Origin of the sequence: Paraburkholderia sp. UCT31 (genome assembly GCF_014397655.1) — a bacterium.
GTDB classification, from domain to species: Bacteria; Pseudomonadota; Gammaproteobacteria; order Burkholderiales; family Burkholderiaceae; genus Paraburkholderia; species Paraburkholderia tuberum.
Window position 1 is genome coordinate 24,478 of the sequence record NZ_VZQP01000001.1, and the last position, 13,641, is coordinate 38,118.

Annotated in this window: 10 protein-coding genes; 2 read left to right on the top strand and 8 right to left on the bottom strand. The window is 65.0% G+C overall.

The features are described from left to right. Positions 1-49: 49 nt before the first annotated feature. The 3 genes from F6X40_RS00155 to F6X40_RS00165 form a co-directional block, all read right to left on the bottom strand. Positions 50-790 carry a TetR/AcrR family transcriptional regulator gene (locus tag F6X40_RS00155; protein WP_090806910.1) on the bottom strand — a complete coding sequence of 247 codons (741 nt, stop codon included), beginning with the start codon at positions 788-790 and terminating at the stop codon, positions 50-52. A 105-nt stretch (positions 791-895) separates the two neighbouring features. Continuing rightward, entirely contained in the window at positions 896-2,185 is a 1,290-nt protein-coding gene (locus tag F6X40_RS00160; protein ID WP_187626425.1) for an NAD(P)/FAD-dependent oxidoreductase, read from the bottom strand. Between the two features lie 107 nt (positions 2,186-2,292). Next, the gene (locus F6X40_RS00165) at positions 2,293-3,225 is read right to left on the bottom strand and encodes a dihydrodipicolinate synthase family protein (protein WP_184025420.1); all 933 of its coding nucleotides are present in this window, start codon (positions 3,223-3,225) and stop codon (positions 2,293-2,295) included. 159 nt (positions 3,226-3,384) lie between these two features. On the opposite strand from F6X40_RS00165, the gene F6X40_RS00170 reads away from it, so the two are divergent. Beyond that, positions 3,385-4,323 (top strand): LysR family transcriptional regulator, encoded by a 939-nt coding sequence (locus tag F6X40_RS00170; protein ID WP_187626426.1) that lies wholly within the window; start codon positions 3,385-3,387, stop codon positions 4,321-4,323. Positions 4,324-4,632: 309 nt separating this feature from the next. Continuing rightward, positions 4,633-7,746 carry a transglycosylase domain-containing protein gene (locus F6X40_RS00175; RefSeq protein ID WP_187626427.1) on the top strand — a complete coding sequence of 1,038 codons (3,114 nt, stop codon included), beginning with the start codon at positions 4,633-4,635 and terminating at the stop codon, positions 7,744-7,746. A gap of 5 nt (positions 7,747-7,751) precedes the next feature. Here the strand turns inward: F6X40_RS00175 and F6X40_RS00180 are convergent, their stop codons facing one another. From F6X40_RS00180 to F6X40_RS00200, 5 genes are all read right to left on the bottom strand, one after another. Further along, positions 7,752-8,996 carry an ROK family transcriptional regulator gene (locus F6X40_RS00180; protein WP_187626428.1) on the bottom strand — a complete coding sequence of 415 codons (1,245 nt, stop codon included), beginning with the start codon at positions 8,994-8,996 and terminating at the stop codon, positions 7,752-7,754. Between the two features lie 42 nt (positions 8,997-9,038). Beyond that, positions 9,039-9,842, bottom strand: a complete 804-nt coding sequence (locus F6X40_RS00185; RefSeq protein ID WP_184062996.1) for an ATP-binding cassette domain-containing protein — start codon at positions 9,840-9,842, stop codon at positions 9,039-9,041. 20 nt (positions 9,843-9,862) lie between these two features. After that, positions 9,863-10,852 (bottom strand): ABC transporter permease, encoded by a 990-nt coding sequence (locus tag F6X40_RS00190; protein WP_184062995.1) that lies wholly within the window; start codon positions 10,850-10,852, stop codon positions 9,863-9,865. A 97-nt stretch (positions 10,853-10,949) separates the two neighbouring features. After that, positions 10,950-11,954, bottom strand: coding sequence for a sugar ABC transporter substrate-binding protein (locus F6X40_RS00195; RefSeq protein WP_187626429.1), 1,005 nt, complete (start codon positions 11,952-11,954; stop codon positions 10,950-10,952). Between the two features lie 474 nt (positions 11,955-12,428). Continuing rightward, positions 12,429-13,472 (bottom strand): LacI family DNA-binding transcriptional regulator, encoded by a 1,044-nt coding sequence (locus F6X40_RS00200; protein WP_187626430.1) that lies wholly within the window; start codon positions 13,470-13,472, stop codon positions 12,429-12,431. Positions 13,473-13,641: the final 169 nt, after the last annotated feature.

Sequence of the window (13,641 nt, forward strand, 5' to 3'; positions counted from 1 at the left end):
CTTTCACCACATCCCGTTTCCATTTCAGCCGGTCGCCGCGCAACCGGCGTCAATCGTCCTTCTTCACGAACCGCAAGATCGCATCGACGATCATCGCCCGATGCCGCGCCCGCAGCCGCGGATGCGACGGATCGCGCCCAAACGCGGTGCCGAACGTATGCCGGTTGCCCACGCGATGGAAACACAGCGAGCTGATCATCAGATGCAGATCGATCGGATCGATGTCGCTGCGGAACTGACCCGCCGCGATGCCGCGCGCGAGCAGATCCTCGATCGTGTGAATCACGGTGACGTTGCGTCCTTTGAACGTCTTGACCTGCTCGACGTACTTCGCGCCGTGAATGTTTTCGATCGTCACGAGGCGCACGAAATCGCGCTGGCGGTCGTGGTAGTCGAACGTGAATTCGACCAGCGCGCGCATGCCTTCGACCGGATCGAGTTCGCTGATGTGCAGGTCCTGTTCGAGCGCGCGAATGTCTCCATACACCTTTTCCAGCACCGCCTGGTACAACCCTTCCTTGCTGCCGAAGTAGTAGTACAGCATGCGCTTGGTGGTGTTCGTGCGTTCCGCGATCGCGTCGACGCGGGCACCCGTCAGCCCCATCGCGGAGAACTCCTGGGTCGCGACGTCGAGGATGTTGCGCTTAGTCTGCTCGGGATCGTATTTGCGTGGGGCGTCCACACGCGGGGCGTCGGTACGCCTGGCGCCGGTACGTCGCGCGTCGGCGTGCGGCGTGCCAGACACGATGCCGTTGGTATCAGGCTCGGCGGCCTTGCTTCCCTTTTTCATTGTGGTTTCGAGCGGCAGTGACGGCGCATTCTAGCATGGCGAAACGGGCCTCTGGCGTGGGTCCCGGGCATCGACGAAGGCATCTCGAAGGAGCTTGCGTGGCGCTTACGCGACCGGGCGCGTGGGCCGGCGGCGCGCGGCGAGTGCGTCGCGTGTTTGCATCGCGGTGTACGTGAGCTGCGCGGCCGCGAGGCCGAGCGCGCCGTACGTGCGCGCGAGGCCGAAGGTCGCGAACGCGTCGGGCACCGGCCGTTCACCGGAGATAGCCGCGGCCAGCAGTTCGCCCGACACCGTGGTCGGCGCCATGCCGTGTCCGCCGAAACCGACCGCGTACCAGACGCCGTCCGTGCTTTGGCCGATCTGCGGCATCTTGTGTCGCGCGTAGCTCATCAGGCCGCCCCATGCGTGCTCGATGCGCACGTCGCGCAGCTGCGGATAGACCTTCAGCAGGTCCTGTCGCAACAGACGCGCGATCGCCTCGGGCTCGCGGTCGCGCACGGAGATGCGGCCGCCCCACAGGATGCGCGTGTCGGGCAACGGGCGGTAGTAGTCGAACGCGAAGCGGGTGTCATAGATCGCGGCGCGTGTGGCGATTGCGTCGTGCAAGCGTTCGCCGAGCGGCTCCGTTGCCATCACGTAGGTGGCGATAGGCAGCACTGCGCGCTCGACGCGCGCGTACACGTTGCGTGCATAGCCGCCGCCCGCCATCACGACGTGACGCGCGTCGAGCGCACCTTGCGGCGTCTCGACGACGAAGCCCGCGCCGTCGCGCCGCAAGCTGACGGCCGGCGAGCGCTCGTGGATCGTCACGCCCGCTTGCGCGGCCGCCGCGGCGACGCCGACAACGTATTTGAGCGGATGAAAATGGAACGCGTTGCGCTCGAACAGGCCGCCGTGATAGCGGCTCGTTTTCAGTTGCGCGGCGAGTTGGTTGGCAGCGATCGGTTCCCAGTCGATGCCGAACGAATCGCGCATCAGACGCCGTTGGGCTTCGAGACGCGCAGGTTCGTCGAACCAGTTCGCGAGGATCACGCCGGCATCGGTCGCGTCGCAATCGATCCGATAGCGCGCAATTCGCTTGCGCATCAGCTCGACCGCGTCGGTGGTCAGCGCATAGAGTTCGCGCGCGCGAGTCGGCCCGAGCGTCTTCAGCAGGTCGGCGCAATCGAGGCTGTAGCCGCCGAACACGAAGCCGCCGTTGCGTCCCGATGCGCCGAAGCCGACCTGCTGCGCCTCGAGCACGACGACGTCTTCGACGCCGCGTTCGGCGAGTCCCAGCGCGGTGGAGAGTCCCGCAAGTCCGCCGCCGACGATGCAGACGTGCGCGCTGCGTCGGCCGTTGAGCGGCGCGCAGGCGGAGGAGCGGGTGACGGTGGCTTCGTAGAAACTTTGCATGAGGCGCGAGCTTGTGGACACGCCCTAGGTTAGCGGCAATCGCGTGTGCCCGTCCAGCCCGCGTGAGCCCGCACGTCGACAGGCGCCCCGCCGCGCTTCGTTCTGCGTTATCGACCCCAGCGCAACACCAGCGGATCGAGCCGGCGTGCGATCTTCAACAGTCCTTCGCGCGTCGCCGGATGCATCTGCGGCAGCGGGTGACGCACCGCGTCCGAACCGATCACGCCGCCTTCTTTCATCAGCGCCTTGCACGATGCGAGGCCGCCCTGGCGATTCTCGTAGTTGATCAGCGGCAGCCACTGCTGATAGTGCGCGGCGGCGGCCTCGGTATCACCGGCCGCATAGGCATCGACGATCAGGCGGATGCCATCGGCATAACCGCCGCCCGTCATCGAGCCGGTCGCGCCCGCATCGAGGTCGGCCATCAGCGTGATTGCTTCCTCGCCGTCCCACGGACCGACGATCGCGTCGCCGCCCAGTTCGATCAGCTCGCGCAGCTTGTTCGCGGCCTGCGGCGTTTCGATCTTGAAGTACGACACGTTGTCGATCTCGCGCGCCATGCGAGCGAGGAACGGCGCGGACAACGGCGTGCCGCTGACCGGCGCGTCCTGGATCATGATCGGAATCTGGATGGCATCGGACACCGTACGATAGAACTCGTAGATGCCGCGCTCGCCGATGCGGATCGTCGCGCCGTGATACGGCGGCATGACCATCACCATCGCGGCGCCCGCGGCCTGCGCTGCGCGGCTGCGCTCCGCGCACTGGTACGAGCTGAAGTGCGTGGTCGTGACGATCACCGGCACGCGGCCCGCGACATGTTCGAGCGCGAGATGCATCAGTGTGTTGCGCTCGTCGTCGGACAGCGCGAACTGCTCGGAGAAGTTCGCGAGAATGCACAGGCCGTTCGAGCCGGCGTCGATCATGAAATCGAGGCAGCGCTTCTGACCTTCGAGGTCGAGACGCCCGGCGTCGTCGAAGATCGTCGGCACGACGGGGAAGACGCCGCGCAGGGCGGGAGAGTGTGACGCTTGGCTCATGGCGATGTGGTCCGTACGGGGATGGAAGGATTGCGCTCGAGCCCGCGAACGGGCGGCGCAACTGGATGAATGTCTCCTTCGGCGACTATACGGCGCTGGGCCTCGCGGGTATATTGAATTGTTTCCATATCGTGATCGCTTTTGCGACTCACCCCACCGATGAAAGACACGCTCAGCGTCCTGCTGTCGAAGCTGCGCATGAAGCAACTGCATCTGCTGATCGCGCTCGACGATCACAAATCGCTGCACAAAGCGGCCGGCGTGATGTCGATGACGCAATCGGCGGCGAGCAAGGCGCTGCAGGAGCTCGAATCGATGCTCGACGCGCCGCTTTTCGAGCGCTCGAAAAGCGGCATGATCCCGAACCAGCTCGGTCATTGCGTGATCCGATATGCGCGCGTCGTGACGTCGGACCTCACCGCGCTCTGCCAGGACGTCGCCGAAATTCGTTCGGGGCGCGGCGGGCGGCTCGCGCTCGGCGCGATCATGGGCGCGATTCCCGACTGCGTGGTGCCCGCGCTGAATCAATTGCATGCGGCGCAACCGGGTCTGGCGATCGAAGTGGTCGAGGACACCAGCGCACGAATGCTCGCGCAGCTCGACGACGGGCGGCTCGATCTGGTGGTCGGCCGAGCGGCGGTCGCGGCCGATCCGTCGAAGTATCAGTATCGTCCGCTCGGCGACGAGCCGTTGGCGGTGGTGGTCGGTTATCAGCATGCGCCGTTGCCGCGCCGCGAGATGATGTTGCGCGATCTCGCCGGGCATCGCTGGGTCATGTATCCGTCACACATGCCGCTGCATGCGCTGCTCGAACGCGAGATGGATCTCGCCGGCCTCGACATGCCCGACAATCCGATTTCGACGGCTTCCACATTCGTGACAGTTGCACTGCTGCAAAGCAGCGCCGAACTCGTTTCGCTGCTGCCGAGTGCAATTGCTGGGCCGTTCGTGCGGCACAAGATGCTGCGCGTCGTGCCGGTCAGGCTCAAATCGCCATCGCAGACGTTCGGCATCGTCACGCGCAAAGGCGGCGTGCTGTCGCCGCCGGCGGAACGGTTTATCGCGCTGTTGCGTGCACAGACGAAAGCGCGAATTTAGGCGCGGCGCAAACAGGCTGCTCAGCTGTCCGCCCGGTTGTCGGTAAGAATGCCAGCCAAAAAGCGACTTTCTTTCGGCAAGGGCCGCCAGAAACGGCAAAACCGCCCGAACAGGCGGTTTGTTATTCGTGTGAAAAGAGCTTCAATATCTCATGCCGGTTCGCGTTTTGTCATCCGACGCCAGCAGGTGTTGTAGCCGCGACACTGTCGCATCAATCCGAACCGATGAGGGTTTCTCGTTCCGAGCTACACTGGTTTGAATGAACTGAGCCAGGCTCGACGCCCTGGCCATCGCTCGGGGAGAGCAGCCATGAATCGGCCACCGCTTCGGTTTCCGCTTCGCGTGACCAGCACCGTGCCCGTGCGGAGTTGGCGTTGGCTCAAATGGGGGCTTGGCGCGTTTTTGCTGCTCGCGGTGGCGCTGATTGCGCGGCTCGTGCAGATCGAGATCGAGACCTCGCGACTGCAGGCGCGGTACCTTTCCGAGCTGACCCGCGACGTCGCTTTTTCGGTCACCGACGGTCCCAGTCATTCCATCCGCTTTCCGCAAGCCGACAAGGGCCCGTACGACGCGCGCCTCGGCTACGCGCTGTTGCCGGCTATCCAGCAGCGTCTGTTGCAACATGGCTTCGAAATCAGCTCGCAGGCGCGCGATTCAGAACGCATGCTTTCGCTAGCCGATGACGGCCTGTTCCTGCCTTACGACGAAAAAGACACGGCCGGCCTGCAATTGTTCGACGGCACCGGCGTGCCGCTATACAGCGCTCAGTTTCCCGGTCGCGTGTACGACAGCTTCGACGCGATTCCGCCGCTCGTGGTGAACTCGCTGCTGTTCATCGAAGATCGCTATCTGCTCGATCCGGATCAGCCGAACCGCAATCCGGCGATCGACTGGGGGCGCTTCAGCCGCGCGCTCGTCGACCAGGGCGCGCGCGTGTTCGATCGTCATCAGCAGACGCCCGGCGGCAGCACGCTCGCGACGCAGATCGAGAAATTCCGTCACTCGGCGGGCGGCCGCACCGCGACGCCGCCGGAAAAGCTGCGGCAAATCGCGTCGGCGTCGGTGCGCGCTTATCTGAACGGACCGCAAACGCTGCCCGCGCGCGAACAGATCGTGGTCCATTATCTGAACTCGGTGCCGCTTGCCGCGCAGCCCGGCGTCGGCGAAATCAACGGTATCGGCGATGGGCTCGCCGCCTGGTATGGGCGCGATTTCCGCGAGACCAACCGGCTGCTGAAGGCGCCGTCGACCGATGCAAATCTGCCCGACCAGGGTCTGGCGTTTCGCGAAGTGCTGTCGCTGATGATCGCGCAGCGCGCGCCGTCGTTTTTTCTGCAGCGCGGCTATCCCGAGCTCGAACGGCTGACCGACAGCTACATGCGGCTGCTCGCGAGTGGCGGCGTGATCACCGAGCAGCTGCGCGACGCGGCGCTGGCGGCGCACGTCGAACTGCATCGCGCGCCGCGCAGCACACCGGATCTCGGTTCGTTCGTGTCGCGCAAGGCCGTCACGTCGATGCGCTCGCATCTGCTCGCCGCGCTCGGCGTGCGTAGTTTCTATGAACTGGACCGCCTCGATGTGCAGGCGACAGGCACGCTCAACAATGACGTGCAACAAGCCGTTGCCGAGCGCCTCGCCGCCGCCGCGACGAAAGACGGCGCGAAGGCCGCGGGTCTCGTCGGCTACGAAATGTTGCGCGGGTCCGACGATCCGTCGCATATCGCCTACAGCTTCACGCTGTTCGAGCGGCAAGGCGACGCGAACCTCGTGCGCGTGCAGACCGATAGCGTGAACCAGCCGTTCGACATCAATTCCGGCGCGCGCCTGAACCTCGGCTCGACCGCGAAACTGCGCACCGTCATCACGTATCTGCAGATCGTCACCGATTTGCACACACGGTACGCATCGCTGAGCAATGCCGAGCTGAAGGCGATCACGCCCGATCCGAACGATCGGCTGACGCGCTGGGCGATCGACTATCTGCTGCACACGCGCGACCATTCGCTGCAGCCTATGCTCGACGCCGCCGTCGAGCGTAAATACTCGGCGAGCCCGGGCGAAACGTTCTTTACGGGCGGCGGCGCGCAGACCTTCACGAACTTCGAGTCCGACGACAACAGCCGCATCCTGACCGTGCATCGCGCGTTCCAGCATTCGGTGAACCTCGTGTTCGTGCGGCTGATGCGCGATATCGTGCACTATGAAATGGTGCAGACCACCGGGCCGTCGTCGCAATGGCTCGGCGATCCGGCGACCCGCAAGATGTACCTGACACGTTTCGCCGATCAGGAAAGCCGCGTGTACATGAAGCGTTTCTACACCAAGTACCACGGCAAGACGCCTGATCAGCAGATCACGCTATTGCTGCTCGGGGTGCGCAAGTCGCCCCCGAAAGTGGCGACCGCGTTGCGCAGCGTCGCACCGGATCAATCGAACGCGTGGTTCAACAAGATGATGTATGCGGCGCTGAAGAACACGCCGGCGGCTTCGATGCTTGACGACGAAGATCTCGCGAATCTGTACGACAAGTACGGCATCAACCGCTTTAACCTGAACGACCGCGGCTATATTTCGAGTGTGCATCCGCTCGAACTATGGACGCTGAACTACCTGCGCTCGCATCCGGATGCGACGCTTGCGCAGATCGAAGCCGCGAGCCAGGACGTGCGTCTGTCGACTTACTCGTGGCTCTTCAAAACGCGCTATCACGTGACCCAGGATCACCGCATCAAGCGCATGGTCGAGCTGCGCGCCTACGACGCGATCGGCAAATCGTGGCAGGCGCTCGGCTATCCGTTCGCGACGCTGACGCCGTCGTATGCGGCGGCGATCGGCGCGTCGGGCGACCGTCCGGCGGCGCTCGCGCAACTGATCGGCGTGATCACGAACGGCGGCAACAAGGTGCCGACCGAAACGCTGACGCAAATCGACTTCGCGAAGGACACGCCGTACGAAACGCATTTCAGCCGCGCGGTGGTCGCGCCGCAGCAGCAGGTGTCGCCGGAGATTGCCGGGGAGGTGCGGATGCTGTTGCGCGACGTCGTGACGGGTGGCACCGCGAGGCGTCTCGCGCAAGGCATGACGTTCCCGGACGGCGAAACGCTCGAAGTCTATGGCAAGACCGGCACCGGCGATCAGCGCTTGAACGTGTACGCGAAGGGCGCGCGGTTGATCGAGTCGCGCAAGGTGAATCGCAGCGCGACCTTCGTGTTCGCGCTCGGCGACCGCTTCTACGGCACGTTGACCGCGTGGGTGCACGAGCCGTATGCCGCGCGTTACGACTTCACGAGTGCGCTGGCGGTGCAGTTGCTGAAGTCGATGGCACCGGCGTTGCAGCCGCTGCTCGACAAGCCGGTTCAGCAAACCGTGACCGCGGCGCCGGCGGGATCGACGCCTGCGGCGACGAAAGTTGCCGCGCAGTGAATCGCTCACCGCTCGTCATAACCTGCCTCCGACGCCGCCGGCTTCAGGAACAGCTCATGCACCGGCGCGAAATGCGCATATAGCGGCAGAATCGCACCGCCCATCGCGCGGGCATCGGCGCCGATCGCGCCTTCGAGCAATTGCGGCCGCACCATCCCTTCCCATTCGAAACGATCGAGCACGCGCTCGGTGCGGCGAATGATCTCGCGCAGCAATAGCCGGTCGAACTCGCCGTCGATCACGACGGCTTCGAGATCGAGCAACGCGGCCGCATTGGTTAGCGCATTCGCGATCGCCGGGCACGCGCTGTCGAGCCATCGCTCGGTATGCCGCCACAACTCGGGCGACAACGCGCGATGATCATGCGCCGCGGCCGCCGGCGCGCCCGCATCGCTGAACAGTCGTTCGAGCACGAAGCCCGATGCCGCGTGCAGCAACTGCCGCGCGGGTTTGCGTGCGCCGCCTTCGCGCAGCGGGATCGAACCGACCGCGCCCGCGTTGTCGTGCGGACCGCCATGCAGACGTCCGTCGATCACGAGACCCCCGCCGATGAAGGTGCCGACGAACAGATACAGGAAGTTGTGGATGCCGCGGCCCTGGCCCATCACGAGTTCGGCCGCGCAGGCGGCCGTGGTGTCTTTGGCGAACTCGACGGGCAGGCCGGTTATCGTCGCGATGCGCGCGCGCAGATCGATGTCGTTCCAGGCGTCGAGCGCGTCGGACGGCGCGCCGAGAAAGTCGCGCCAGCCGCCGAGCCACAACGGCGCCGCGACACCGACGCCGACCACCTTGCCCGCCTTCGCGCCGAGCGTCTGGTTCACGCGCGCGAGTTTGTTTTCGAGCGCGGGGAACAGCGCGCGCGGATCGGGATACGCATACTCGAATACGTCGCGGCATACGATGCGCCCGGCGAAGTCCATCGCGAGCACGTCGAGACTGCGGCGTCCGACCTTGATACCGATCGTGTACGCGCCGTCCGCGCACAACGCGATCGGCACCGACGGCTGGCCGATCTTGCCGCGCACGCGCGCGTGCTTTTCGAGCAGGCCGTCGGCGATCAACCGGTCGACGATCATCGACACCGTCTGCATCGAAAGACGCGTGAGGCGGCCGACCTCGGCCTTCGGCAGTGGTCCATGCAAGCGGATCGTTTGCAGCACGATGCGCTCGTTGAATTGCCGCATGCCGACCTGATTCGAACCGACCGTGCGTTTGACCGGCGAACGCCTGCTGGTGCTGGGGGTGTCCATTGTCGTGTACCGGCCTCGTGGCTCAGCGGATTGGGCGGCGCGTCATGCGATCGCCTTCACGTCGGCTTCCTTCGCCCCGGTCATGATCGCGACCGCTTCCGACATGTGCACATCCTTCGTATTGACGAGCGCCGCGCGCCGTCCGAGCCGCTGGATATGGATGCGGTCCGCGATCTCGAACACGTGCGGCATGTTGTGGCTGATCAGAATCACCGGCAGGCCACGCTCGCGCACGCGCCGGATCAGTTCGAGCACCATGTTGCCTTCCTTCACGCCGAGCGCGGCGGTGGGCTCGTCCAGAATCACCACGTGGCGCGCGAATGCCGCGCTGCGTGCAACGGCGACGCCCTGGCGCTGGCCGCCGGACAGCGTTTCGACCGCCTGGCGCATCGAGCGGATGCCGATTTGGAGATCCTTCATGGCGGCGGTCGCTTCGTCGAGCATGCGGCGCTTGTCGATCATCTTGAACAGCGAGCCGCGCCAGCCGGGCTTCAGCAACTCGCGGGCGAGAAACAGGTTTTCGGCGATGCTCATCGCCGGCGCGACGGCGAGTTCCTGGTACACGGTCTCGATGCCTTGTGCTCGCGCATCGAGCGGACTGCGGAACTTGACCGGTTTGCCGTCGAGCAGAATCTCGCCTTCGTCGGGCACCGTGGCGCCCGAGAGCGCCTTGATCAGCGACGATTTGCCCGCGCCGTTGTCGCCGATCACCGCGAGGATCTCGCCGGGCAGCACTTCGAAATCGCAACCGTCGAGCGCGGTCACGTTGCCGTAACGTTTGACGAGCCCGCGTGCCTGCAGAACCGGCATCGCAGCGGACATGGAAGAGGAGGTGGAGGTCGACATGACAAGGCTCCTGTGCGGGATCAACGGCCGCGGTGCGAGAGTTTATCGGCGGCGACCGCGAGAATCACGAGGATGCCGGTGATCAATACCTGGTACACCGAGGAAACACCGATCAGCGTCAGGCCGTTACGGAATACGCCGACAATCAGCGCTCCAAGCAAGGTGCCGACGATCGAGCCGCGTCCACCGAACAGACTCGTGCCGCCGAGCACGACCGCGGTGATGCTGTCGAGGTTCTCGGTTTGCCCGGCCTGCGGATCGCCGACACCGGTGCGCGCTACCGACAGCAGCGCGGCGATGCCGTAGATCGCGCCGGCAAGCGTGTAGACGGTCAGCAGAATCCGCTGCGACGACAGGCCCATCAGTCGCGCGGCCTCGGCGTTGTTGCCGAGCGCGTACAGATGCCGGCCGGGCACCGTGTCGCGCAGCACGAACCACGTGGCCAGATACATCAGCAGCGTCAGCACGGTGCCGTACGTGACTTCCGCCGGTCCGAGCCTGAACGTGCTGCCGAGGAACATGATCGCATCGGGCAGGTTCGACACGCTTTCCGCGTTCGAGTAGATCTGCGTGAGCGCAAACGCGATGTTCAGCGTACCCAGGGTGACGATGAACGCCGGCAACTTGATGCGCGTGATCAACAGACCGTTCAGTAAGCCGAACAAGGTGCTGGCGCCGATGCCGCACAGAATCGCGAGGATCGGCGGCACGCCGAGCACGACCGCGAACTTCGTCATGATGATCGAGCCGAAGGCCATTACCATGCCGCAGGACAGATCGATGCCACCGGTCAGCACGATCAGTGTCTGGCCGATCGCGATGACCGCGACGACCATCGTCTGTTGCAGGATCAGCGACAGGTTCTGGAACGATAGAAAGCGGCTGCTCTGCGAGACAAAGAATGCGCAGGCCAGCACCAGCGCGATCAGCGGTCCGATTTCGGACAGCGACGGCAGGTGCTCGGTGAAAGACGGGCGCGGCCGGCCGGCGGGCGCGGAAGGGGTCGACATGATGGCAGTCCTCGGTACATGAGCGTGACGTGAAGGTCACGCGGCAAATCAATTGGCGGCCCGGTACGACGCGCAACGGGCCGCTGTGCAATGCGCGTTACTTGTTGCCCCAGCAGTTGTCGAGGCCGAACGTCGTGTCTTTGCTGTCGATGCCGGACATCGGCTTGTCGGTGATCAGCGTGACGCCGGTGTCGTGATAACCGGAGACCTTCTTGCCGGTTTTCGCGTAGTCGACGCCGGCGGTGACGCCGAGCGCGGCCATCTTCAGCGGATACTGCTGCGAGGTCGCCGCGATCGCGCCGGCCTTCACGTTGCGCACGCCTTCGCAACCGCCGTCGATCGACACGATCATCACGCCCTTGTCCTTACCCGCCGCCTTCAGCGCGCGATACGCGCCGGCTGCGGCCGGTTCGTTGATCGTGTAGACCACGTTGATGTCGGGCGCTTTCTGCAGGCAGTTTTCCATCGCCGTCTGGCCTTTCGCCTGATCGCCGCGCGTGTCCTGGCTGCAGACGATCGACGGATCGCCTTCCTTGATGCCGAAGCCTTCGAGGAAGCCGTTGTGGCGCAGCACGCCGACCGACACGCCCGGCGCGAGATCGAGCGTGGCGATCTTCGCGGGCTTGCCGTTCAGCGCGGCCTTCGCATATTTGCCGATCAGCACGCCGGCCTTGAAGTTGTCGGTGGCGAACAGGGCGTCGGTTGCGTCCTGCGGATCGGTCGGCGTATCGAGGGCGATGACCATCACACCGGCCGCGCGTGCCTTCTTGATGCTCGGCACGATCGCCTTGGTGTCGCTCGGCGTGATCAGGATTGCTTTCGCGCCGGCCGTCATCATGTTTTCGATCGCGGTGACCTGACTCGCGTTGTCGCCGTCGAACTTGCCGGCGGCCGTGATCAGTTTCGCGCCGTCTTTCGAAGCGGCCGCGTCCGCGCCCTGGCGCATCTTGACGAAGAACGGGTTCGTATCGGTCTTCGTGATCAGACCGATGACGGGCTGGTCGGCGGCCTGACTCGCGCTTGCGCACCACAGCGCCGCTGCCGCGGCGCACATCGACGCGATTGTCCTGGCGACAGGACGCCTGTGGGAATTCAGATTCATGAGACGCTCCTCCGGTTATTGGCAACGACGTATGGGACTGCAGATAGATCGAAACTGCGAAGCTGCGGGCTTGACGTTTGACGATGACGCTTCGATGCAATGTGGTCCGAAGGAAATCGCCTAAATCACTTTGGTTGATTTAGTACAGCAGGCGGGCGATCGCTCGTCAAGGAAATGTGAACCCGGAAAATCGCTGTGCAGCGAACCGCGTGCAGGCTGAAAGCCTTGTGTGGTAACGCTTTGGCGCCGTGCTGCAGTGCGAAGCGGCGCTTCTGGGCTTGGGGAAAGTCCTGGCCCGGGTCGGACATTTGTGGGCGAACGTCGCGTTCGCGACGGTTTCCGCGGTATTGGCCTGCATTGCGTTGGCGGTCGGTGCGCGCCGGCCTCGTCACGCGAGTTGACGCGCGGCAAGCTGGCCGAGCCTGGTCCAACTGCTACGAACTGCAACCTTGCGGCGCGGCTGTAACCGCCACATCAACGCGAACGCGGTGCGGCCGTCGATGCGCGCACGACCAGATTCGGCTGGGACGAAATCCGCATCGGCACGGGCGCCGGCATGTCCCGCGCGGCGCGTCCCGGCTGTCCGTACGAAGTCTCGATCAACTCGCGCAGCAGTTCCACTGCAAGTCCGGCGACCTCGACCGTCGGCACCGCCACCGTCGTCAGTGCGGGGCGCGACTCGCGCGCGAGCTGGATGTCGGTGATGCCGATCACGGACAGATCGTCCGGCACGCGCAGGCCGAGATCCGCGGCCGCGTGCATCGCGCCGAGCGCAGGCAAATCATTGGTCGCGAAGATCGCGCTGAGTTGCGGATCGGCTTCGAGCAGCGCGCGGGCCGCCAGGTAGCCGCCGTGGATCGTGTCGGCCGCGTGTCGCACGCGATTTCTCGTCACACCGGCCGCGCGCAACGCGTCGACGAAACCTTCGAAGCGCGCCGCGTGAATGCCCGACGCCTTGCTGCCGACGATCGCACCAAAGCGCCGATGCCCGAGCTCGAGCAGATGCTCGCCGGCCAGTTGGCCGGCCAGCCGGAAATCGACCGCGACGCACGGCAGCCCGGGCGGCTCGGTGGGCCGCTCCCACATGCACAGCACGACCGGCGTGCCGCGCGCTTCGGTCTCGTGCAGATCGGCGAAATCGAGGTTCGCGTTGGTCACGAGCACGCCTTCGGACAAGGTGCCGGCGATCTGGTCGAGGTACGCGCGGCCGCTTAGCGGATCGTCGTTGGTATTGCAGATGATCACGAAGTGGCCGCTCGTACGCGCAGCACGTTCGACCGCGAGCGCGAACTCCGGATAGAACGGATTCGCGATGCTCGACACCATCAGCGCGAGCGTCGGCGCGCGGCCCTCGGCGAGCGCGCGTGCGGCGAGATGCGGGCGATAGCCGAGCGCCGCGACTGCCTCGAGCACGCGTTGCCGGGTCGTTTCGCCAACGCGGCCGCGCTTGCGCAGCACGTTGGACACCGTCGCTGGCGTGACGCCGGCATGACGCGCGACTTCGCTGAGTGTGGGCATGATGTGGCCAGTATTTGGGATGGCTGTCCGACATTTGCGTCGCGGCGCGAGGCGCGGCAACATCTCATCGAACCAACGTACAAAACGATATCGGAGACAGACCAACGATCGCCTTGCGATCGATTTTTCGGTCATGCTGATTAAGCGCTTAATCTCCGACTTCGCGCCG